Consider the following 21,799-nt stretch of genomic DNA (forward strand, 5'->3'; position numbering starts at 1 on the left):
CCAGTTGTGCGAACGATTATAACGAGCAGGGCTAGCGGTCGCTGACGCGGTCCACCGCCGCGCCACCCGCCGCTCCCCTTCACGTGTGTTTCACGCGCCGCTTGAGCCACGCCTGTTCGACCACATACGCCAGCCACACGAGCGCCGCATACGGCCAGATCCACGCGAGCCAGTGCGCCAGTCCGTTGAAGTGCAGGTAACGCCCTTGCCGCCAGTCGGCGAGCACGGCATCGAAGTATGGATTCACGGGCAGCAGATTGACGAACACCAGCGCGATCGTCAGCGCGACACCCGCAAGCGCGGCGCGCGATCGGCGCTGCAGGCGCAACGCGAGGAGTGCCGCGGCGGTCCCGCACACAAGACCGACCAACGCGCCAGGCGTCGCCCAGTCGAACGCGAGACCGGACTGCGATTGCAGAAAGGTCGCGCCCGCCTTCACGCACAAGGTGATCACGATAAACAGCAGCAACAGGCGCACACGCGGCGCAGGGCGGCGCACCGGCAGCGATGCCAGCGCGAGCGCGGCGAACAGGTTGAGCGTGGTGATCACCGCTTCCCATGCGTCGTCAGGCAGCCACGCGGCGACGAGCGCTGGCCAAGCGCCGACGTGCCAGCCCGGCGGCGTCCATGCGAGCAAGGCGTCTTGCGTGGTCGAATCGAAACGCAGCCAGAGGGCGCGCGGCCAGTTGCCGAGACCGAACAGGCGCGGCGCCGGGTACATCGTCGCGAACGGCCACGCCGCGACCAGACACGCGAGCGCGGCCCGATCGCGCTCGAACCACAGAAGCCGCACGCGCCGCAGCAAGCCGCGATCGAGCAGCGCGCCCGTCGCCGGCGACATGATCGCCGCGCCGAGCAGCGCACCGAGCGCGTTGGCGGCGAGATCGAGGTTGGAGGCGACACGCGTCGGCAGATATGTCTGCACGGCCTCCATCACGCCGGACAGCAGCCCGCCGAGCACGAAGGCGAACGCGACCGCCAGCGTGCCGCGCCAACGCGGATACGCCGCGAGCACCACCAGCGCGCCGAATGGCATATAGCCGAGCACGTTGGTGACGACGTCGAACGCCGTCAGGTACTGCGGCATGGGATCGGACAGATAGGCAAACGGACCGAGGCCAAGCGAACGCCAGCCCGAAAACGGATACCACGAACCGTAGACGATCAACGCGGTGTACAGCACCAGCGCCTGCCGGGCGAGCACCGACGGACGGCGCGCCCAGGGTTTCACGCTCATGCAGCGCTCCGCAATGTGCGCTGCAAGCCGGTCATTGCGCGGCGACCAGCGCCTGCACGCCGAGCCACGCGCCGATCTGCGAGACGAGATCGTCGCTGGCGGTGGCGAGCGCCTGCGCGCCGCCGGCGGCATCCGCCGACCTGGACGGCGCCCGCGCGATGAACGTGCGCTGACTGAGCACCTTGCCGCTTTGCGTGAGGGTGGCGCGCGCGGTGACCGCGGCGTGACTTTCGGACTGGCTGTCGAAAACCTGCTCGAACTCGCTCAGATCGACCTTCAACACCGGTGCGGCGACGCCGTCGGCGCCGGTCAGCACCGTGCCGCGCGAACTGAGCGCGCCACGCAGACGCTGGGTCAGCAACTGCGAGGGCGTCATGGTCCAATGGCTGTTTGCGTACGCAGCGGTCTGCTGCGCGTCGGCGTAGCTCAGGCGGTACATCAGCTTGTCCGACTCGAGCACGTCGGGCGCGCTCACATCGAGCACCTTCACGGCCGGCGACGCGCCGGCGGACGCCGCCGGACTCGGCGGCCCGAAGTCGTAGCGGATGTCCGAAAGCGCCGCCGGCGTGCCGGCGCAGCCCGCGGCGAGCACGCCGAATGCGAGCAGCACCGCCAGCGCGGCGCTCGAGGACAGGAATCGGTGAATCGAGCGTGACATGACAATCTTCCTTTCTTCAAACCTTCAGAATCAATGCTTCAACTTCATTGCTTCAACCTCACTGGGCCGCGCGCGCGGCGGGCCATTTGAAGCCTGCTTCGCCGGGGCCGGGCGCCGCACCCGGCGCGCCGAACAGCACGCTGCGCGGGCTGGTGCTGAACGTGTCGGCGGCGCGGTCCACTGAGCGGGCCGCGGAGCGCACGTCTTCAGCGAGCGAATTGACGCGCGGCAAGGTGTCGTAGCCGACCCGCGACGACAGTTCCTGCACGGCGCCGTTGATCGACACCAGCGCGTCGCCGGCTTGCTGCGCGGCCGTGCCGACCTTGTTCAGGTTGGTCTCGAACGGGCCGTTCGGCCGGTTCAGGCTGGTGATCAGCTGATTGGTCGACGCCAGCGTACGATCCAGCCGGTTGATCGTGCCGGGCAGCATCCCTGCGGCCGGCGTTATTTTCTGCGTCAGCGTAGCCACGCCGTCGGCGGCTTTCTGCAGGCTTGCAGCAGTGCCCAGCAACTGCGCGGCCATTTCCGGCGACAGCAGATTGTCGACGTCGTCCGTGACTTTTTCGAGTTTGCGCAGCAGCACGTCGCCGCGTTGCTGCAGTTGATCGAGCAAGCCGGGGCGCATCGGCAACTGCGCCACCTGTTTCGACGACGACGCCAGCGGCGTCGGATCGCGCCCATTGTCATCCAGCTGGATGAAGGCGATACCCGTGACGCCCTGAAAACCCAGGCTGCCGAACGTCGAATGGGTAATCGGCGCGTGCGTATCGACGAGGATACGAATCAGAATCTGCCCCGGATGAGCCGGATCGAACTTGATGGACTGCACCTTGCCGACGTCGAGCCCGCGATAACGCACCGCGGCGTCGGTAAACAGGCCCGTCACGTTGGTGCGCGCGATCAGATCGTACGGCACTCGCACGGAACGGTCGACATTGAACAAAAAAGCCGCCACCGCGATAGCCACCAGCAAAACGATCGTGAAGAGCCCGGCCCAGAAGGCATGTGATTTGTTTTCCATTGTCAGGTTCCCTGGTTCACAGCGGCAATTCGGACGATGCCGGCTCGAGCGCCGCCCGCGGCAGCCTCGCGCGGCGCTCCGGCGGCAGCGCCTGCAACGCGCGGCGCCCGCGCAGGCCGAGGAAATACTCGCGGATGAAAGGATGATCGACGCCCGCCGCCTCTTCCACCGGCGCGGCCACCAGCACCTTGCGATCCGCCAGCACGGCGACGCGGGTGGACAACGCGATCATCGTGTCGAGATCGTGCGTGACCATCACCACCGTCAGGCCGAGCGCGCGATGCAGCGCGGAGATCAGCTCGACGAACTCGTCCGACGCCTGCGGATCGAGCCCGGCGGTCGGTTCATCGAGAAACAGCAGTTCCGGTTCGAGCGCGATCGCGCGCGCAATGCCCACGCGTTTGATCATGCCGCCCGACAGCGCCGACGGCATTTTCGACGCGTGCTTGCATGGCAGGCCGACCATTTCCAGCTTAAGCATCACGATGTCGCGCAACAGATCCTCGGGCACCTTGCCGAGTTCGCGCACCGGCTGCGCAATGTTGTCGAACACCGACAGCGACGAGAACAGCGCGCCGCGCTGGAACAGCATGCCGGAGCGGCTGCGCATCAGCAGCGCGGTTTCCGGCGAGATGGTCGCGAGATTTTCACCGAACAGCTTGATGGTGCCCGACGAAGGCCGCTCCAGCCCGAGTATCTGCCGCACCAGCGTGGTCTTGCCGGAACCCGAGCCGCCGACGATCGACACGATCTCGCCGCGCCGCACGTCCAGATTCAGATGTTGATGCACGATGTTGCGCCCGTAGCGCTTGGTCACGTCGATCACTTCGATCACCGGCTCGGCGATCGAGGGTACGGGCTGGCCGCGCACGGCCTGAGTGAGTGGCGCGATCATCCGAGCCCCACGTTCTGAAAGAGGATCGCGAACACGGCGTCCGCGAGAATTACGATGGTAATCGAGGTCACCACCGAGGTCGTCGTGCCTTCGCCCAGACTCTGCGAATTAGCCTTGATACGGAAACCGAAATGACAGCCGACGATCGCGATCAGCATGCCGAACGCGACGCCCTTACCCAAGCCGATCCACAGATTCGCGACCGGCACTACGCCCGGCAAAGCCCGCGCGAAATAGTTCATGTCGATGCCGAGCGCGATCTTCGCGGCAAGCGCGCCGCCCGTCAGCGCGATGATATTGGTCCACATGACGAGCAACGGCATGGCCACGCCGAGCGCGACCACGCGCGGCAGGATCAGCCGCAGGCCATGCGGGATGCCCATCACGCGCATGGCGTCGAGTTCCTCGGTCACGCGCATCACGCCGATCTGCGCGGTGATCGCCGAACCTGAGCGGCCTGCCACCAGAATCGCCGCAAGCACCGGCCCCAGTTCGCGAATCACCGAAAGCCCCAGAATATTGACGATGTACTGGTTTGCGCCAAACAGCCGCAGTTGCTGCGCGGACAGATAACTGAGCACGATGCCGATCAGGAAGGCGACCAGCGCGGTGATCGGCATGGCTTTGGTGCCGGCGTTATAGATGTTCGCGGATATCTCGGTCCACGGCGTGATTTTCGGTTTGCGCGCGATCGCCAACAGGTCGAGCACGACGCGCCCGAGCATCGCCACGCCGCCATACAGATGCTCGAAGAACGAGAAGATCGCAAGCCCGAGCCGCGTGAGCGGATCGAATTTGACCACCGGCTCGGCCGTTTCGCGCACGGTGTCGAGCAAGGCGATGCGCTCGAAAATGTCGCGTTGCGTGTCGGTCAGCGTAGTGTCCGGGGGCATCTTGTGGCCCCACACGCGCCACAACGCCTGGCCGCCCACGTGGTCCATCCGGTCGATACGCGACAAGTCCCATTGACCGATGCCTTCGGCGCCGACCAGCGAGCGCAGCAGAGGGATCACGTGCCCAGTGGCTCTGTCGCGCGCGAGCGCGAGCGCCGTCCACTGGCCCGAGAGCCGGACGATCTTGCCTTGGCTGCCTGCCGCGACTTCGAGGCCGGGCGGAGTGTCGTAGTTCAAGGATCGTTGAATCTGGTTATCGGATTAGCGGCCATTGTAACGAAGGCGCGGCGCGGCAACTGCGCCCGCGGACTCAACGGGTTCGCTATCGCTACAATATGATTCATGAACACGTCCAAGACTCCCCCCCAAGGCGACTGGCGCATCGACCGCGAGCGCGCCGTCGCGCTGTTCGGCCCGCACGCGCACGACTGGCCGATCGAAATCGTCGAGGAAACCGGCTCGACCAACGCCGACCTGATGACGCGCGTCAAAGCGCTGCCGCGCAAGGCCGGCGCGCTGCCGCGGCCGATCGTGCGGGTCGCGTATCTGCAAACCGCCGGGCGTGGCCGCCGCGGTCGTCCGTGGTATGCGGAGCCCGGCAATGCGCTGCTGTTTTCGGTGGCGTGCGTATTGCCGCGTCCGCTCGAAGGGCTCGCAGGCCTGAGTCTCGCGGTGGGCGTCGCATTGGTCGACGGGCTGCGCTCGCTGCCGGTTGCCGGTCCCGGCCAGATCGCGCTGAAGTGGCCGAACGACGTCCTGCTCGAAGGCGACAAGCTGGCCGGCATCCTGATCGAAACCGCGTGGAGCACCGACGACGCCAGCGCGGTGGTGATCGGCATCGGCACCAATGTGAAGGGCGCGGACGAACTCGCGGCCAAAGTCGGCGCGTTGAACGCCGGCGTGCCGCCGCAGGCGCGCGGCACCGCGCCGACCGCCTTGCAGCGCGCGCTGCCCAACGCCAACCTCACCGACACGCTCGCCGCCGAACTGAACGCGCTCGAACCCGCCTTGCAGCGCTTCGGCGCTGAAGGTTTCGCGCCGTTTCAGGCACGCTGGAACGCGGTGCACGCTTATGCGGGCCGCGAAGTGGTGTTGCTGGACCAAGGCCAGGAACAGATGCGTGGGGTGGCGGCGGGCGTCGACGAGCGCGGCCAGTTGCTGCTCGACACCGCCACCGGCCGCGAGGTCGTTGCGACCGGCGACGTTTCGCTGCGTCTGGCCGACGGTGCCGCATGACGAGCGGCGCGCCTGATTTGCTGATCGACGCGGGCAATAGCCGTATCAAGTGGGCGCTGGTTCAGGCGGACGGTACGCAGATCGCGGCCGGCGCGCTGGCTCACGGCGGCGCGGATCAGCCGGACTGGTCAAACTTGCCGAGGCCGCGCGGCGCGTGGTTGTCCAATGTCGCGGGTGAAAATGTCGCGGCGCGGATTGCCGCCTTGCTCGACGCACGCTGGCCACAGCTGTCGCTCACGACTATCCGCGCTTCCGCGCAGCAATGCGGCGTAACCAATAGCTACACCACGCCGCATGCACTTGGCAGCGACCGCTGGGCCGGCATGATCGGCGCGCATGCGGCGTTTCCCGGCGAACATCTGCTGATCGCGACATTCGGCACGGCGACCACGCTGGAAGCGTTGCGCGCGGACGGCTGCTTTGTCGGCGGTCTGATCGCGCCAGGCTGGAGCTTGATGATGCGCTCGCTGGGCGAACACACCGCGCAACTGCCGACGCTCGACGCCCACGCCGCACGCGGTCTGCTCGACGGCGGCATGCCCGACGCGGCGCGCGGCGGGCCGTTCTTCGCGACGGACACGCCGCGCTCGCTATCCGCCGGTTGCACGTTGGCGCAAGCGGGCTTGATCGAACGGATGTGGCGCGATTTGCAGGATGAATGGCAGGTGCCGGTGCGGCTCGTAGTCAGCGGCGGCGCCGTGGACGAAGTGGCGAGCGCACTGAAAGTGCCGCATACTCGCCACGATTCGCTGGTGCTGTCCGGCCTCGCGCTGATTGCTGCCGAGCGCGCCTTGGAACGCGGCAACTGAATCGCGACCAACGGCATAACGGTGGCTCAACTTCTGGACGGGGAAAACCAATAATGCTGCGCTGGCTGATCGCCATATTGTTTCTTGCCAATATGCTGGCATTCGTCGCAGTGCGCGGCGTGTTCGGCCCGACGCCCACAGCCGGCGGACGCGAGCCCAACCATCTGAATCGCCAGGTTCATCAGGAATGGCTGAAGGTGCAGCCGGTCACTGCCGCGGAGGCTGCCGACCAAGCCGTTGTAGGCGGTCCGGCGCCGGTGGCGCCGATCGCGGCATCCGCGCTTTCGCAGTAAGTCGCTCGCTGTCTTGCTGCGTGCGAAGCGCGTTTCGACGCGCGCGACGCGAGTCCCGAAGCTGGTGAGAGACTCGCGCCGCAGCCGGCCACTAGCCTTGCGTGCGAACTTTCTTCAGTAGCGCGGTCGTCGAGCGGTCGTGCTCGAAGGGAATCGCCAACGCCTTACCGCCCCAGCTTCGCACAATGGCCGACTCGGGCAACACGTCCATGTCGTAGTCGCCGCCCTTCACGAGCACGTCCGGCCGCACCGCCGAAATTAGCTCGACGGGCGTCTTCTCGCCGAAGCACACCACGTAGTCGACACTCTCCAGCGCCGCCAGCAAGGCCATGCGGTCAGCCTCGTTATTGATGGGCCGGTCGTCGCCTTTGCCGAGCATGCGCACCGACGCATCGCTATTCACACCGACGATCAGACAAGCGCCCAAAGCCTTGGCATCGGCGAGATAAGTCACGTGCCCGCGATGCAGGATATCGAACACGCCGTTGGTAAACACAACCGGCGCCTTCAGCGAGGGACGCAGCGTCACCAGTGCATCGCGCGTGAGAATCTTGCGTTCAAAAATGGCAGCCATGGAGAAATCGGAAAGGACAGGAAGGTGTCGTCACCATACACGATGGGTCGCATGAAACAAAACGGCCTGGCGCACATAAATGCGCCAGGCCGTTTTCTTTTAAACCAGTTCGCGGCGCGCGGCGCCGCAAACCGAATCACATGCTCGCGACCCTCAGGCCGGTTGCTCCGCCGACTTCTGCTCAGCCTGCAGACGCAGAACCACTTCCTTGCGGTAGCGGTTCAATTCCTGCGCGGTATTGAACGTGCGCTCGAACAGAATGGACAGGTTGTGCAGAATGCGCTCGACCACTTTCTTTTCCCAGCCGTCGTCGAAACGGATCTGTTCGTCGAGCCAGCGTTCCAGCCACTCCGGATCCGGCAGACGCGACTGAATCGTGTCGCGCGGGAACAGTGCCTGGTTCACGTGCAGGTTGGTGGGGTGCAGCGGCTTTTCCGTGCGGCGAGCCGAGGCCATCAGCACACCGATCTTCGCAAACGCGGCGCGCGCAATGTCGCCGGTTTGCGCCATGGCCTTCTTCATGTAGCGCAGATAGGCGCCGCCATGCCGCGCTTCGTCGCGCGAAATGGTTTCGTAGATGTGTTTGATGACGGGCTCGGTGTGCCATTCGGCCGCACGGCGATACCAGTGATTCAGGCGGATCTCGCCGCAGAAGTGCAGCATTAGCGTTTCGAGCGGCGGCGCCGGATCGAATTCGAAGCGCACGGCGTGCAGTTCTTCTTCGGTCGGGCACATTTCCGGCTTGAAGCGGCGCAGATATTCCATCAGCACCAGCGAATGCTTCTGTTCTTCGAAGAACCACACGCTCATGAACGCGGAGAAATCGCTGTCGTGATGGTTGTCACGGAGAAACATTTCCGTGGCGGGCAACGCCGACCATTCGGTGATCGCGTTCATCTTGATCGTCGCTGCCTGCTCGTCGGTCAATAGCGAAGCGTCGAACTTGTCCCAGGGAATGTCTTTCTCCATGTCCCATCGAACGGATTCGAGCGATTTATAAAGTTCCGGATAAAGCATGGTGTTCATAGTCCCACCCCTGTTCTGCGCATACTGTGTGTCTGTCACTACTACGTTGTAGTACTTTTGCTCACGACGAACGGGTCGCACCGTATGTGCTCCGTTTGCCGGCCAAGCATTCAATTTTACGCGGTAATCTGCCGCCTAGATGCACTGGCGGCAAAGAAGTCCAGGCGTTTGCGCATGCGCGACTAGTCCTACGTTACGCGCTGCGCGGCCAACCGTGGGTGAGGGATACCCCGTGCCTGAGGTCGAGCCAGTTTGCGATGAAAACCGCACCGTCCAGCCCTGCGCCGGTGTTGCCGGCCGCGAATGGAGCAAGGGCGGCTGGATTGGTAGTTTTCAGCGCACGCCCAAAAGCCTAATTAAGCTTACACAATGATAGCACGCTGACTTGACCGAACCCGCGCCGTAACAGTCGCAATTCCGGTGCCTGGCTGACCGTGCGCAAGAAATCGTGCGATTCGCGGAGTGTGGCGGACGATCGGGGTCAAAAGCGTGACAGACGGCGAACCTGGCCTTCTGTGTGTCTTTAATACCCGCGTCACGCCGCAGCATTTCATTCCTGCCTTAAGTAGACTTTTTCGTGGTTTTCGGACTGGCGCTTGCGCCGCTCGTGCGCTTTGTCGCCGCAGGCGCCCGCTTCGCGGCCGGCCGCTTGGCTTCCGACTCAGCGGCTTCCGCGTCCCGCGCCTGCGGCGCGTTGGGCGCTGGCTCCCCGCCCGCTGGCGAAGCGGCCGCATCGTCGTCCGGAACGAAATCAGACGCCTCGGCGCCCGCTCCGACGGCCGGTGGTTGCGTCATCGCGAACTGGGCGATCTGGTTGAACTGCGATTGCAGCAGATTCCACCATGCGGATGCGTCGAATGGCGGCGTGGCCGGCGCCTCCTCTTCCCCACCCGCCGGCTCCTCAGCCGAAGCAGCGGCGCTCGTCGCGGCAGCCGACGCCGGCGCCGATGCAGGCGCCGCCGGATGCGGCCAGCCTCTCGCGGCCGCGGGACTCGGCGCGGCCGACTCCGCCGCGGGTTGCGACATCGACGACTGCGCGAACGCGCCGAACGCGCGCAGTGTTGCGAGCGTCGCGCGCTGCACTTCGAGCGCCTGAATCGCGGACTGCAGCATGCTCAGATTCAGCTTGAGCCATTGTTCGACCGCCCGCATGTCGGTGATGCGCTTGTCGAGTTCCTCGACATTGGTGAGCGGCGCCATCATGTCGGACATCATCGAGAGCGAAGGCCCGAGGCCGCCGCCGGCCGGCTGCGTGCCCGAAAAAGCCGAGCCGAACGGCGACAGCCGCATCATTCCCCACATGCGTTCTAGCATTTCAGCGGGCGGGAAACCGGGAAAGCCGGGAAAGGGCGGCGTGGAGTCAGGAGTGTCGGTCATGCTTGTCGCCTCGCTGCGTAAATTGGAGAAGAAGCGGTAAGGAAGGGGCGCCGTTCCGGGCGCGTCCTGTTTCGATCATACCGTGCGGGAGGCGGCCTCAGGAACGCTCGCCGCCTGTCGCGCCGCCGTTCGACGGCTGACCGCGCCACGGATCGGCGCCGCCGAAATCCGGCGCGCGCCGCTCGCGCAGCGAGTTGACGCCTTCGCGTACATCCGGCCCGGCAAAGCCCATGAATTCGAGCGCGAGCGAGGTATCGAACGCCGGCCCCGCCGAGCGCAACCAGTTGTTCAACGCGTACTTGGTCCAGCGAATCGCCGTTTGCGAGCCGTTGGCCAGCTTCTGCGCGACCTCGAATGCTTTGGGCAGCAGATCGTTTTCGTCGACGGCGAGCGAGACGAGGCCGATGCGCTCCGCCTCTTCGCCGCTCACCGGCTCGCACAGCATCAGGTAATACTTGGCCTTCGCCATGCCGCACAGAAGCGGCCAGACGATCGCCGCGTGATCGCCGGCGGCCACGCCGAGACGCGTATGACCGTCGATGATCCGCGCTGTCTTCGTCGCGATCGAGATGTCGGCGAGCAGCCCCGCCACGAGCCCGGCACCTACCGCCGGTCCGTGCATCGCCGATACAACAGGCTTGCTGCAATTGATCACGTTGTAGACCAGATCGCGCGCCTCGCGCCACACCCTTGCGCGTACGTCGAAATCGGTGGCCATGTCTTCGACGAGTTGCAGGTCGCCGCCCGCCGAAAAGCCCTTGCCTTCGCCGCGAATGATCGCCACACGCGTGTCGGGATCGCGGTCGATGTCGCGCCAGATTTCCGCGAGTTCGAAATGCATGCGCGCGTTGGCGGTAGCAAGCGCGCTCTTGTTGGCGCCCTCACCGCTCATCACGACTTCGAGCACGCCATGCGGATGGCGATGCAACTGAAGCGACTGGTAGTGCGCGTAGAACGCGTCGTTCCGGTGTGGTGCCTGAGACATGATGAGCAATCCGTATATCGGTGTTTCGTTGAACCGTGCAGCGTTCATTCAACGCGGCTGATAAACCCACTTCGCATTCTTGATTTCGACCATCACACGCGCCCGCTGATCGAGCCCGAGGTGATCCGTGGCGCTCATGTTGACGACGCCATTGGTATCCGCGAGACCGCGTGTCGCTTCGAGCGCATCGCGCAGCGCGCGGCGAAATTCCGGCGTGCCCGGCGCGCCGCTCTTCAACGCGATCGGCACGGCGTTGTTGAGCAACATGCCCGCGTCCCACGTGTACGAGCCGAACGCCGAGACACTGCCCGCGCCGCGCACCGCTTCAAAGCGCGCGATGTAGTCGAGCGCGAGCCGCTTGGCCGGATGATCCGCCGGCAATTGCGCGGCGACCAGCACCGGACTCGCGGGCAGGAAGGTGCCATTGCAATCGGCGCCGCACACGCGCAGGAAGTCGTTATTCCCGACTCCGTGATTGTGATAGATCAGGCCTTTGTAGCCGCGCTCCCTCAGTGTCTTCGGCGGCAAGGCGGCGGGCGTGCCGGCCGCGCCCACCACCACCGCGTCGGGATGCGTCGCGAGAATCTTGAGAACCTGGCCGGTCACGCTCGGATCGGTGCGATTGAAGCGCTCGCTCGCCACCATGTCGATGTGATGCAGTTGCGCGAACTTCGCGACCTCGGTATAGAAGGTCTCGCCGAGCGCGTCGGCCTGGCCGATGAACGCGATGGTTTTGACGCCGTGCAGGCTGGCATGTTCGGCAATCGCCGACGCCATCATCGCGTCGGTTTGCGGCGTCTTGAAGACCCAGTGGCGTTTCGCATCCACCGGCTCGATGATTTTCGCCGACGAGGCCAGCGAGATCATCGGCGTTTGACCTTCGGCGACCACGTCGATCATCGCCAGCGAATTCGGCGTGATGGACGACCCGATGATCGCGTCGACGCGATTCTCGGAGATCAGCTTCTTGGTGTCCTGCACGGCCTGCGTGGTATCGGATGCATCGTCGAGCACAATGTATTCGACGCTCTGACCGCCGATCTGTTTGGGCAGCAGCGCGACCGTGTCGCGCGCGGGAATGCCGAGCGACGCGGCCGGTCCGGTGAGCGACAGCACGAGGCCGATTTTCACTTGCGCCAACGCGATGCCGGGCAACACGCTGGCAAGCGCGGCGCATAACGCGACGGTGCAGCGCGCTAGGTGATCGCGCAAGGGCGTCAGGCGCGAGTAGCTGGACGCGCGAGCGCGCCCGGTTTCGGGTTCAAGGAATTCGATTCGCGGCATGCTGTCTCCTCACGTCGGTTTTTCGTTTTGATGTACTGCCGATGTCCCGGCTCATGCCCTGCTCACGTGCCGTTCATACGCGGCTTCGCGACAGTCCTGCGAGGAACCCGCAGTCAGCCACCCCGGCCATGCCGTCGCGCCAGTCAGTGTAGCCGCGCGCACTCGCCGTGGCATCGGGCGAAACCCTTTCGGATCGGAACGAAGCACGCGAATGCGGGCGTGACCGGCAGGCCACGTTCCGCACAACGGCGGTGCGTCAATCCAGTGGCGCGATGCCCTGGTCGATCGAACCGAAAATCGACTTGCCCGCTTCGTCGAACATTTCGATTTTCACCGTATCGCCGTACTTCATAAACTCGGTCTGCGGCGCGCCGTGCTCGATGGTTTCGAGGCAGCGCTTCTCGGCGATACAGCAATAGCCGCGCTTGGCGTCCTTGTTCGACACCGTGCCCGAGCCGACAATCGCGCCCGCGCGCAGATTGCGCGTTTTCGCGGCGTGCGCGATCAACTGGCCGAAGTGGAACACCATGTCCGTGCCGGCATCCGGCTGGCCGACTTTCCTGTTGTTCCAGTGGACGATCATCGGCCGATGCACGCGGCCTTCGCGCCAGTGTTCGCCGAGTTCGTCGGGCGTCACCGCGACCGGCGCGAACGACGTCGCCGGCTTGCTCTGGAAAAAGCCGAAGCCTTTCGCGAGTTCGGCGGGAATCAGATTGCGCAGCGACACGTCGTTGACGAGCGTGATCAAACGCACACTTCTGAGCGCCTGGTCGGGCGTGGCGCCCATCGGCACGTCGGAGGTGATCACGGCGACTTCCGCCTCGAAGTCGATGCCGAATGCTTCGGATGCGCACAGTACGTCGTCTTTCGGTCCGATGAAGTCGTCGCTGCCGCCCTGATACATCAGCGGATCGGTCCAGAACTCCGGCGGCATTTCCGCGCCGCGCGCGCGCCGCACCAGTTCGACATGGTTCACATACGACGAGCCGTCGGCCCACTGGAACGCGCGCGGCAGCGGCGCCATGCATTCCTTGGCGTCGAACGGAAAAGTGTTGCGCGCGCGGCCCTGATTGAGCGCGTCGTAGAGATCCTGCAGTTGCGGCGCGTAGAAGGCCCAGTCGTCGAGCACGCGTTGCAACGTGGGCGCGATCGCGTCGGCGACAGCCGCGGTGTGCAAGTCGCGGGACACGACGATCAGCTGACCGTCGCGCGTGCCGTCCTTCAGCGTGGCAAGTTTCATAGAGGAATGAACCGTGTTAGTGACGATAGAAGGAATCTATTCTACGATGGTGAATCGGCCCGGCCCAAGTGCCGGCGGTCCGCCTCACCCGTGTGTCACTTTTTGAATGCGCTGCTCGCGCCTCGCTCATGCCTCCAACTGCCCGCTCCGGCGCTATCCGCACCGACGCCGACTCCGCTGAACCGCTCGACCCGGCCGAATCCGACGACGAAGGCGGCGAAAGTGTCGATGGCGGCGAGGAAAAGCTGCGCTCGGGCATCCAGTCGATTGAAGTCGGCTTCAAATTGCTCGATGTGCTGACCCGCGAGCCGCGCGCCATGATGCTGCGCGATCTCGCCCAGCGTGCCGGCATGAGCCCGGCAAAAGCGCATCGCTATCTGGTGAGTTTTCTGCGCCTCGGTGTGGTGTCGCAAGACCCGCTGTCGGGCCGTTACGAGCTGGGCGGATTCGCGCTGCAACTGGGACTCGCGCGGCTCGCGCGCGTCGACGGCGTCAAGCTCGCGCGCATCGCGCTCTCCGAATTGCGCGACCGGCTCGATCTGACGGTCGGCATCGCGGTATGGGGCAATCAGGGGCCGACCATGGTGCATTGGATGGAATCGAGCTATCCGGCAAAGGCGTCGCTCAAACTCGGCGATGTGATGCCGCTGCTCAGCTCCGCCACCGGCCTGTTGTTCGCCGCATATCTGCCGTCGAGAAAGACTGCCGCGATGCTCGAACGTGAACTGGCTGATTCGCGCCGTTCGTCGCATATCGGCGCGCCCCGCACGCGCGATGAAGTCGAACAGGTCCTCGCGCAGGTGCGAGAGCACCAGGCGGCGCGTGTCGAAGGCATGTTGCTGCCGACCATTCACGCGTTCTGCATGCCGGTGTTCGACTCGACCGGCGAACTCGCGCTTGGGCTCATCGCACTCGGTCATGAGGGCGCGTTCGATATTCGCTGGGGCGGCGAGATCGATACGGCGTTGCGCGACTGCGCAGAAAAGCTCTCGTATGAGCTGGGGTATAGTGCATCGCCGCGCGACGAATAGGTGTGATGCGGCGCGTTGGGTGCGTGGCGCGTTGCAGGGTTTGACGCGAAACCAGCCGGCAAGCATGGCGGCACCGCGCTGCGTGTACTGTTCCGGGTCTTGAACGTGCGCGTGTTTTCAACCGCGCGGAACATCGCTCGCGGCGATGCGGTCGAATCGGTTCGCTGCCCGCCTTGTACGCTTCAAGCATCAGGCCTGGCGCCGTTGTCGTATTCACCCCGCTCGCACGCGCTGCGACTCAATCTCGAAGCTACCCGCCCGCACACAAGCACTGACCGATGTCCTCAGCCCCCGCCACCCACCGTTCCAATCGCACGCCGCCCAGCGGGCCGCGCACCGGTTTGCGCGCGTGGCGCTGGATCGTGGTGCTGTTGATCGTGGCCGCTTTGCACTGGATCGCCGCGCAATGGGTCGAGCGAAATCGCGCGAACCTGAATCCCTCCGACAATCAACACGTGCCGGTTCAGGTTGCATTGCTGACGCCCCAACGTATCGAACGCAAACCGGCCACCGCCGCGTTGCCCGCGCCTGAACCGGTGCCCGCTCGCCACGCCGCTGCGAGCAAGCCGCGCGAACATGTGCTGACCGCGCTGCGGCCGGCAAAGCAAGCCGCGCCGGCGGCACCTGTCGCGGCATCGGAAGCCGTTGCAAGCGCTCCGGGCGCTGTGTCGAGCGTCAACGCGGCAGCGAACGTCGCCAGCGTCACCGGCACGGCCAGCGCACCCGCTGCCGCGAGCGCGCCGCAAGCGTCGCCAGGCGTGAAATTCTCCGTCCCGCCATCGGGCGAACTCCAGTACGACACGTTCTACAACGGCGTGCGCAACCAGCCCGGCACGATCCACTGGACCAGCAACGCGCAAAGCTACGAGATGATCGTCTCCGTGCCGCTGCCTTTTATCGGCACCTTCGTGTACGCGAGCCATGGCCGTATCGACGCCTTCGGTCTCGCGCCGGACCAGTACGTCGAAAAACGCGGCCGCCGGGCGGAAGACATCGCCATCTTTAACCGCGCCGACAAGAAGATCGCATTTACGCGCACACCGTCCACCTTACCGTTGCCCGACGGCGCGCAGGATCGCTTCAGCATGGTGATGCAGCTCGCGAGCCTCGTGCGCGGCGACCCTGGCGCCTACAAGCCGGGCGTGACGCGCCAGTTCTTCGTGGTCGACAACGATAGCGGCGAGAACTGGCCGGTCGAGACGATCGGCGACGAAACTATCCGCACGGCCGAAGGTTTCCTCGACACGCGTCATTTCAAACGGCTGCCCCGCCACGACGGCGATTTGCGCCGCATCGACGTGTGGCTCGCGCCGTCGCTCGGCTGGCTGCCTGCGCGCATCGTTCAGACGGAGCCGAACGGCACGCAATTCGAACTGGTGTGGCGCGGCAAGCTCAATGCCGACATGGGTGGCAGCGCTCCCAACAGCAATGGTGACGCGGCCGCGGCTTCTCCTGACAATTCAGCCGCACTCTCGGCTCCGCCTCCGCTTCCGGCCGCATCGGCAGCTATGCCTGAAGCTGCGCCCGGCTCGCGGGTCGATCCGACCGACCTCGGCAATACGCCCGGCATCATCAAACCCTGAGCCCGCAAACTTGAAGAGAGTTTCTATCTGAGCGGCGAAACTTCCGCCATGAAGCTGACTCGCACCGCCTGCTGCATCCGTTCGCGAATATGCTGCGTATATTGATCAGCCCTGCAGGCAAGTGGCCAGGCGGCACCCAGCGCGCGAATGGACCTTCCACTGCGTTCCCTTTCAAAGGAGCCCGCATGCAAGTGAACATCAACGGTATCGAGACGCGCTATGTGTTGAGCAACGAGGGCGGCGGCCCGTGGCTGACGTTCATCCATCAGCTCGGCGGCGATTTGTCCGTGTGGGATCAACTCGCCGGCTATTTCCGCGACGACTACACCGTACTGCGCTACGACGTGCGTGGTCACGGCAAGACCGCCGCATCCGGCGCGCCCTTTGGCATCGTCGATCTGTCACACGATCTCGCCACGCTGCTCGATGCACTCGGCGCACCCAGTACGCATCTGGTCGGCATGTCGATGGGGGGCATGATCGCGCAGCAATTTACACTCGATCATCCCGCGCGCGTCAATACCTTGACGATCGCCGACAGCAGCGGCGGCACGCCGCAGGAAGCCCGCGCCACGTGGGATCAGCGCGCCGCCGCGGCCCGTGACAGTGGCATGGCGTCGCTCGTTCCCGCGACGTTGAGCCGCTGGCTGACCCCCGATTTTCAGTCCGCGCACCCCGAAGCAGTCGAGCAAATCCGCGACGTGTTGACCAACACGTTGCCAGAAGGCTACGCCATGGCGTGCGAAGCTCTGCGCGATTTCGACGTACGCAGTAAGCTGGGAACAATCCGATGCCCAACATTGACCGTGGCGGGCCGCCACGACACGGGCACGCCGCCTGCTGCTACGCAGGCGATAGCAGACGCCATCGAAGGCGCAGGCTTCGAACTGCTGGATGCCGCTCACCTTGCGCCCATCGAGCAATCTCACCGTTTTGCTGCACTGCTTGAAACGTTTCTTGAAAGGCCGGTCTAACCGGTAGGTTCGGAACTTTACAAGCGTCAATCCGGACCCACCCCTTGAATTCCAAACCATACGCTCCACCTATGGCGCAGGAATGGCCAGGAGCCAACGGAAATAAGGAGTGTCGCCATGCAAATGATCTACAACAGCCCCAACTATTGTGTCGTCGAGTTTCCGCCGCAGGAAGGCCCGCTGGCCATGAAGTCCGGCGGCTACGAGATCGTCGACAAAAACATGCAGCGTGAGATCTATATCGACGGAGCAATGGCGGCGCGTTTTCGCGAGCACGTGCAAAAGCTGATCGAAGAGGAACCGTCGCTGGATGAAGTAGACGAATTCCTCGGCCAGTTCGACAGCCTGATGCATCAACCGGTGATTCTTCACTAACCGCGAGGTTTGGCTTAGCGTTTTTGGCGACATACATCGACCGCGCCGTCAGCCCCCGCAATCGGGCAAGCAGGCGGCTTTTACAAGTTGGTCGGCAAATATGAAGTGGCCCAGCAGGCTTTTGCCTCGCTGGGCCGTTTTCTTTATGACGCCTCGGTGCTTTTTTGTCTCGCCGCTTTCCGTTTTCCCAGGCAGCATGCTTCGACAGCGGAAGGCCGCTGCTCCGCCCGCGCCGGGCGCATCTGGCCGGCAGCGGCTACAATGACAGGTTTCCCGAAAAAGCCGGCGCAAGCCCTTGTCCGCCATGAACCAGCCCGCCCGAACCGCCACGCCAGTCCGCCCCGACGCCGCCTATACGCGCGGCGCAGCGCTGCCCGCGCTGCTCAAGTCGCGCATCCTGATCCTGGACGGTGCAATGGGCACGATGATCCAGCGCTACAAGCTCGACGAAGCCCGCTATCGCGGCGAACGCTTCAAGGACTACGGGCGCGACATCAAGGGCAACAACGAGTTGTTGTCGATCACGCAGCCTCAGATCATCAGCGAGATTCACGAGCAGTATCTGGCGGCGGGCGCGGACATCATCGAAACCAACACGTTCGGTGCGACCACGGTCGCTCAGGCGGACTACGGCATGGAAGACCTTGCCGTCGAAATGAATCTCGAGTCGGCGAAACTGGCCCGCGCCGCCTGCGACAAGTATTCGACGCCCGACAAGCCGCGCTTCGTCGCCGGCGCAATCGGACCGACGCCGAAAACCGCGAGCATTTCCCCCGACGTGAACGATCCGGGCGCGCGCAACGTGACGTTCGACGAACTGCGCGCGGCCTACTACGAGCAGGCCAAGGCCTTGCTCGACGGCGGTGCCGATCTGTTCCTCGTCGAGACCATTTTCGACACGCTCAATGCGAAGGCCGCGCTGTTCGCGCTCGACGAACTGTTCGAGGACACCGGCGAGCGTTTGCCGATCATGATCTCGGGCACCGTCACCGACGCCTCGGGGCGCATTCTGTCGGGTCAGACGGTTGAAGCATTCTGGAACTCGCTGCGTCATGCGAAGCCGCTCACGTTCGGTTTGAACTGCGCGTTGGGCGCGGCGTTGATGCGGCCGTATATCGCCGAACTGGCCAAGCTCTGCGATACGTATGTGTCGTGCTATCCGAATGCGGGCTTGCCGAATCCGATGAGCGATACGGGCTTTGATGAACTGCCTGCGGATACTTCGGGCTTACTGAAGGAGTTCGCGCAGGCTGGGTTGGTGAATATTGCGGGCGGTTGCTGCGGCACGACGCCGGAGCATATTGCGGCGATTGCGCAGGCGTTGGCTGAGGTGAAGCCGCGCCAATGGCCGACGCAATACCGCGACGCGGCCTGAGTCCAGCCGCGTCTCGTCGAGCCGCCGCCACACTTCCGCTATCGAACACGACGCACTTAATCGCAGCAATCGAGCACATACGCCATGACCGATCACACCATGCGCCTTTCCGGCCTCGAGCCGTTCAACGTCACGTCCGGGACGCTTTTCATCAACGTCGGTGAACGCACCAACGTGACGGGCTCGAAGGCGTTCGCGCGAATGATCCTGAACGACCAGTTCGACGATGCGATCGCGGTCGCGCGCCAGCAGGTCGAAAACGGCGCACAGGTCATCGACGTCAACATGGACGAAGCCATGCTGGATTCGAAAGCGGCGATGGTGCGCTTCATGAACCTGATCGCCTCGGAACCGGACATCGCGCGCGTGCCGATCATGATCGACTCGTCGAAATGGGAAGTGATCGAAGCGGGCCTGAAGTGCGTGCAAGGCAAGGCGATCGTCAACTCGATCTCCCTGAAGGAAGGTGAAGATGCGTTCCGCCACCACGCGAACCTGATTCGCCGCTACGGCGCGGCCGCGGTGGTGATGGCCTTCGACGAACAAGGCCAGGCCGACACCTTCGAGCGCAAAACGCAGATTTGCAAGCGCTCGTATGACTTCCTCGTGAACGAAGTCGGCTTCCCACCAGAAGACATCATCTTCGATCCGAACATCTTCGCGATCGCAACCGGCATCGAAGAACACAACAACTACGCTGTCGACTTCATTAACGCCACACGCTGGATCAAAGAGAATCTGCCGTACGCGAAAGTGAGCGGCGGCGTGTCGAACGTGTCGTTCTCGTTCCGCGGCAACGATCCGGTTCGCGAGGCGATTCACACCGTGTTCCTGTATCACGCGATCCAGGCGGGCATGGACATGGGCATCGTCAACGCGGGCCAGCTCGGCGTGTACGCCGACCTCGATCCGGAGCTGCGCGAACGCGTGGAAGACGTGGTGTTGAACCGCCGTGAAGACGGTACAGACCGGCTGCTCGAAATCGCCGACAAGTTCAAGACCGGCGCCGCGAAGAAAGAAGAGAACCTCGAATGGCGCAACCAGCCGGTCGAGAAGCGCCTGTCGCACGCGCTCGTGCATGGCATCACCAACTTCATCGTCGAAGACACCGAAGAAGTGCGCGCCAAGATCGCCGCTGATGGCGGCCGCCCGATCAACGTGATCGAAGGTCCGCTGATGGACGGCATGAACATCGTCGGCGACCTGTTCGGTCAGGGCAAGATGTTCCTGCCGCAAGTGGTCAAGTCGGCACGCGTGATGAAACAGGCCGTCGCGCATCTGATTCCGTACATTGAAGAAGAAAAGAAGCAGCTCGCCGAAGCCGGCGCCGACGTGCGCGCGAAGGGCAAGATCGTCATCGCCACGGTGAAGGGCGACGTGCACGATATCGGCAAGAACATCGTCTCGGTGGTGCTTCAGTGCAATAACTTCGAAGTGGTCAACATGGGCGTGATGGTCTCCTGCAACGACATTCTCGCGAAGGCGAAGGTCGAAGGCGCGGACATTATCGGGCTCTCCGGACTGATCACGCCGAGCCTCGAAGAAATGGCCTACGTCGCCTCGGAAATGCAGCGAGACGACTACTTCCGCGTGAAGAAGATTCCGCTTTTGATCGGCGGCGCGACCACATCACGTGTGCATACCGCCGTGAAGATCGCTCCGCACTACGAAGGGCCCGTGGTCTACGTGCCGGACGCGTCGCGCTCGGTCTCCGTGGCGTCGAGCCTGCTGTCCGACGAAGGCGCGGCAAAGTATCTCGACGAACTCAAGTCCGATTACGACCGGATCCGCGTTCAGCACGCCAACAAGAAAGCGCAGCCCATGGTCACTTTGGCCGAGGCTCGCGCCAACAAGACCAAGGTCGACTGGGCGAGTTATCAGCCGGTCAAGCCGAAGTTCATCGGCCGCCGCGTGTTCAAGAATTTCGATCTGAGCGAACTGGCGAACTATATCGACTGGGGCCCGTTCTTCCAGACGTGGGATCTGGCCGGCCCGTATCCGGCCATTCTCAATGACGAGATCGTCGGTGAATCGGCACGGCGCGTGTTCTCGGACGGCAAGTCGATGCTCGCGCGCCTGATCCAGGGCCGCTGGCTGCAAGCGAACGGCGTGATCGCGCTGTTGCCGGCCAACACGGTGAACGACGACGACATCGAAATCTACACGGACGAATCGCGCTCGGAAGTCGCGCTCACATGGCGCAATCTGCGCCAGCAGAGCGTGCGTCCGGTGGTGGACGGCGTGATGCGGCCGAACCGGTCGCTTGCCGACTTCATCGCGCCGAAGGACTCGGGCGTGGCCGACTACATCGGCATGTTCGCGGTCACGGCGGGTCTGGGCGTCGACGTGAAGGAAAAGCAGTTCGAAAAGGATCACGACGACTACAGCGCGATCATGCTGAAAGCACTCGCCGACCGTTTCGCCGAAGCCTTCGCCGAAGCGCTGCATGCACGCGTGCGGCGCGACCTGTGGGGCTACGCGAACGCCGAAACGCTCTCCAACGAAGATCTGATCGCGGAAAAGTACCACGGCATCCGTCCAGCGCCCGGCTATCCGGCCTGCCCGGATCATCTGGTGAAGCGCGACATGTTCGACGTGCTGCACGCCACGGAAATTGGCATGAGTGTGACCGAGTCGCTGGCCATGCTGCCGGCGGCGAGCGTCTCCGGTTTCTATCTGGCGCATCCGGACAGCACATACTTCTCGGTCGGCAAGATCGGTCAGGACCAACTGGAAGACTACGCAAAGCGCATGGCGCTGTCGAAAACGGATGCGGAGCGGGCCTTGGCGCCTTTGCTGTAAGCCGTCGGGCGTGGCGGGAACCCCACTATATCGGGCTTGAAAGACTGAATATTTGCGGCAACGTAATTTTCGGCTTTGTAGACTGAGGCGGCTTGACCCCGCCAGACGCGGCCAAAACGCGTCGGCTTAAT

At 64.1% G+C, this 21,799-nt stretch carries 20 protein-coding genes; 9 read left to right on the forward strand and 11 right to left on the reverse strand.

Annotation, left to right across the window (positions count from 1 at the left end; all coding sequences use genetic code 11):
- Positions 1-79: 79 nt before the first annotated feature.
- From B0G73_RS15895 to B0G73_RS15915, 5 genes are read right to left on the reverse strand one after another with little or no spacing between them, the layout of a single operon-like run.
- Entirely contained in the window at positions 80-1,237 is a 1,158-nt protein-coding gene (locus tag B0G73_RS15895) for a VanZ family protein (RefSeq protein ID WP_106282269.1), read from the reverse strand.
- Positions 1,238-1,268: 31 nt separating this feature from the next.
- Positions 1,269-1,895: an ABC-type transport auxiliary lipoprotein family protein gene (locus tag B0G73_RS15900; RefSeq protein WP_106282270.1), complete on the reverse strand. Its 627-nt coding sequence runs from the start codon at positions 1,893-1,895 to the stop codon at positions 1,269-1,271.
- A 58-nt stretch (positions 1,896-1,953) separates the two neighbouring features.
- A complete protein-coding gene (locus B0G73_RS15905; protein WP_106282271.1) occupies positions 1,954-2,916 on the reverse strand; it encodes an MlaD family protein in 963 nt (320 codons plus the stop codon).
- Between the two features lie 16 nt (positions 2,917-2,932).
- The gene (locus tag B0G73_RS15910) at positions 2,933-3,811 is read right to left on the reverse strand and encodes an ABC transporter ATP-binding protein (RefSeq protein ID WP_106282272.1); all 879 of its coding nucleotides are present in this window, start codon (positions 3,809-3,811) and stop codon (positions 2,933-2,935) included.
- Positions 3,808-4,941, reverse strand: a complete 1,134-nt coding sequence (locus B0G73_RS15915) for an ABC transporter permease (protein WP_106282273.1) — start codon at positions 4,939-4,941, stop codon at positions 3,808-3,810. The genes B0G73_RS15910 and B0G73_RS15915 overlap by 4 nt, the downstream gene beginning before the upstream one ends.
- A 105-nt stretch (positions 4,942-5,046) precedes the next feature.
- Here B0G73_RS15915 and B0G73_RS15920 point away from each other — a divergent pair, with 105 nt between their 5' ends.
- From B0G73_RS15920 to B0G73_RS15930, 3 genes are read left to right on the forward strand one after another with little or no spacing between them, the layout of a single operon-like run.
- The gene (locus B0G73_RS15920) at positions 5,047-5,940 is read left to right on the forward strand and encodes a biotin--[acetyl-CoA-carboxylase] ligase (RefSeq protein WP_106282274.1); all 894 of its coding nucleotides are present in this window, start codon (positions 5,047-5,049) and stop codon (positions 5,938-5,940) included.
- On the forward strand, positions 5,937-6,749 hold the full coding sequence (locus B0G73_RS15925; protein WP_106282275.1) for a type III pantothenate kinase: 813 nt from the start codon (positions 5,937-5,939) through the stop codon (positions 6,747-6,749). Before B0G73_RS15920 ends, B0G73_RS15925 begins: the two co-directional genes overlap by 4 nt.
- A 53-nt stretch (positions 6,750-6,802) precedes the next feature.
- Positions 6,803-7,042: a hypothetical protein gene (locus tag B0G73_RS15930; RefSeq protein ID WP_106282276.1), complete on the forward strand. Its 240-nt coding sequence runs from the start codon at positions 6,803-6,805 to the stop codon at positions 7,040-7,042.
- Positions 7,043-7,133: 91 nt separating this feature from the next.
- Here B0G73_RS15930 and rfaE2 read toward each other — a convergent pair whose 3' ends face one another.
- The 6 genes from rfaE2 to B0G73_RS15960 form a co-directional block, all read right to left on the reverse strand.
- The gene (rfaE2, locus tag B0G73_RS15935; protein WP_106282277.1) at positions 7,134-7,616 is read right to left on the reverse strand and encodes a D-glycero-beta-D-manno-heptose 1-phosphate adenylyltransferase; all 483 of its coding nucleotides are present in this window, start codon (positions 7,614-7,616) and stop codon (positions 7,134-7,136) included.
- Between the two features lie 153 nt (positions 7,617-7,769).
- Entirely contained in the window at positions 7,770-8,642 is an 873-nt protein-coding gene (locus tag B0G73_RS15940; RefSeq protein WP_106282278.1) for a ferritin, read from the reverse strand.
- A 561-nt stretch (positions 8,643-9,203) separates the two neighbouring features.
- Positions 9,204-10,019: a PhaM family polyhydroxyalkanoate granule multifunctional regulatory protein gene (locus tag B0G73_RS15945; RefSeq protein ID WP_106282279.1), complete on the reverse strand. Its 816-nt coding sequence runs from the start codon at positions 10,017-10,019 to the stop codon at positions 9,204-9,206.
- A gap of 97 nt (positions 10,020-10,116) precedes the next feature.
- Positions 10,117-11,004: an enoyl-CoA hydratase/isomerase family protein gene (locus B0G73_RS15950; RefSeq protein ID WP_106282313.1), complete on the reverse strand. Its 888-nt coding sequence runs from the start codon at positions 11,002-11,004 to the stop codon at positions 10,117-10,119.
- A gap of 48 nt (positions 11,005-11,052) precedes the next feature.
- Complete coding sequence (locus B0G73_RS15955; protein WP_106282280.1) at positions 11,053-12,288, reverse strand: ABC transporter substrate-binding protein; 1,236 nt, start codon at positions 12,286-12,288, stop codon at positions 11,053-11,055.
- A 256-nt stretch (positions 12,289-12,544) separates the two neighbouring features.
- Entirely contained in the window at positions 12,545-13,528 is a 984-nt protein-coding gene (locus tag B0G73_RS15960) for a fumarylacetoacetate hydrolase family protein (RefSeq protein WP_106282281.1), read from the reverse strand.
- A gap of 128 nt (positions 13,529-13,656) precedes the next feature.
- On the opposite strand from B0G73_RS15960, the gene B0G73_RS15970 reads away from it, so the two are divergent.
- From B0G73_RS15970 to metH, 6 genes are all read left to right on the forward strand, one after another.
- Positions 13,657-14,559 (forward strand): IclR family transcriptional regulator, encoded by a 903-nt coding sequence (locus B0G73_RS15970; protein ID WP_106282282.1) that lies wholly within the window; start codon positions 13,657-13,659, stop codon positions 14,557-14,559.
- Between the two features lie 278 nt (positions 14,560-14,837).
- Complete coding sequence (locus B0G73_RS15975) at positions 14,838-16,142, forward strand: DUF3108 domain-containing protein (RefSeq protein WP_106282283.1); 1,305 nt, start codon at positions 14,838-14,840, stop codon at positions 16,140-16,142.
- Between the two features lie 185 nt (positions 16,143-16,327).
- A complete protein-coding gene (locus tag B0G73_RS15980) occupies positions 16,328-17,116 on the forward strand; it encodes an alpha/beta fold hydrolase (protein ID WP_106282284.1) in 789 nt (262 codons plus the stop codon).
- A 117-nt stretch (positions 17,117-17,233) separates the two neighbouring features.
- Positions 17,234-17,491, forward strand: coding sequence for a DUF3567 domain-containing protein (locus tag B0G73_RS15985; RefSeq protein WP_007179533.1), 258 nt, complete (start codon positions 17,234-17,236; stop codon positions 17,489-17,491).
- Positions 17,492-17,795: 304 nt separating this feature from the next.
- A complete protein-coding gene (locus B0G73_RS15990; protein ID WP_106282285.1) occupies positions 17,796-18,866 on the forward strand; it encodes a homocysteine S-methyltransferase family protein in 1,071 nt (356 codons plus the stop codon).
- Between the two features lie 84 nt (positions 18,867-18,950).
- A complete protein-coding gene (metH, locus tag B0G73_RS15995) occupies positions 18,951-21,668 on the forward strand; it encodes a methionine synthase (RefSeq protein ID WP_166679063.1) in 2,718 nt (905 codons plus the stop codon).
- Positions 21,669-21,799 lie beyond the last annotated feature (131 nt).

It is taken from the genome of Paraburkholderia sp. BL25I1N1 (genome assembly GCF_003002025.1).
Classification (GTDB): Bacteria; Pseudomonadota; Gammaproteobacteria; order Burkholderiales; family Burkholderiaceae; genus Paraburkholderia.

Bases quoted from the DNA above. Each gene is read 5' to 3' on its own strand.
- B0G73_RS15955 (WP_106282280.1), bottom strand. From the start codon at position 12,288: ATGCCGCGAATCGAATTCCTTGAACCCGAAACCGGGCGCGCTCGCGCG.
- B0G73_RS15960 (WP_106282281.1), bottom strand. From the start codon at position 13,528: ATGAAACTTGCCACGCTGAAGGACGGCACGCGCGACGGTCAGCTGATC.
- B0G73_RS15945 (WP_106282279.1), bottom strand. From the start codon at position 10,019: ATGACCGACACTCCTGACTCCACGCCGCCCTTTCCCGGCTTTCCCGGT.
- B0G73_RS15985 (WP_007179533.1), top strand. From the start codon at position 17,234: ATGCAAATGATCTACAACAGCCCCAACTATTGTGTCGTCGAGTTTCCG.
- B0G73_RS15920 (WP_106282274.1), top strand. From the start codon at position 5,047: ATGAACACGTCCAAGACTCCCCCCCAAGGCGACTGGCGCATCGACCGC.
- B0G73_RS15905 (WP_106282271.1), bottom strand. From the start codon at position 2,916: ATGGAAAACAAATCACATGCCTTCTGGGCCGGGCTCTTCACGATCGTT.
- B0G73_RS15990 (WP_106282285.1), top strand. From the start codon at position 17,796: ATGAACCAGCCCGCCCGAACCGCCACGCCAGTCCGCCCCGACGCCGCC.
- B0G73_RS15950 (WP_106282313.1), bottom strand. From the start codon at position 11,004: ATGTCTCAGGCACCACACCGGAACGACGCGTTCTACGCGCACTACCAG.
- B0G73_RS15975 (WP_106282283.1), top strand. From the start codon at position 14,838: ATGTCCTCAGCCCCCGCCACCCACCGTTCCAATCGCACGCCGCCCAGC.
- B0G73_RS15970 (WP_106282282.1), top strand. From the start codon at position 13,657: ATGCCTCCAACTGCCCGCTCCGGCGCTATCCGCACCGACGCCGACTCC.
- B0G73_RS15925 (WP_106282275.1), top strand. From the start codon at position 5,937: ATGACGAGCGGCGCGCCTGATTTGCTGATCGACGCGGGCAATAGCCGT.
- B0G73_RS15900 (WP_106282270.1), bottom strand. From the start codon at position 1,895: ATGTCACGCTCGATTCACCGATTCCTGTCCTCGAGCGCCGCGCTGGCG.
- B0G73_RS15980 (WP_106282284.1), top strand. From the start codon at position 16,328: ATGCAAGTGAACATCAACGGTATCGAGACGCGCTATGTGTTGAGCAAC.
- metH (WP_166679063.1), top strand. From the start codon at position 18,951: ATGACCGATCACACCATGCGCCTTTCCGGCCTCGAGCCGTTCAACGTC.
- B0G73_RS15930 (WP_106282276.1), top strand. From the start codon at position 6,803: ATGCTGCGCTGGCTGATCGCCATATTGTTTCTTGCCAATATGCTGGCA.
- B0G73_RS15940 (WP_106282278.1), bottom strand. From the start codon at position 8,642: ATGAACACCATGCTTTATCCGGAACTTTATAAATCGCTCGAATCCGTT.
- B0G73_RS15910 (WP_106282272.1), bottom strand. From the start codon at position 3,811: ATGATCGCGCCACTCACTCAGGCCGTGCGCGGCCAGCCCGTACCCTCG.
- rfaE2 (WP_106282277.1), bottom strand. From the start codon at position 7,616: ATGGCTGCCATTTTTGAACGCAAGATTCTCACGCGCGATGCACTGGTG.
- B0G73_RS15895 (WP_106282269.1), bottom strand. From the start codon at position 1,237: ATGAGCGTGAAACCCTGGGCGCGCCGTCCGTCGGTGCTCGCCCGGCAG.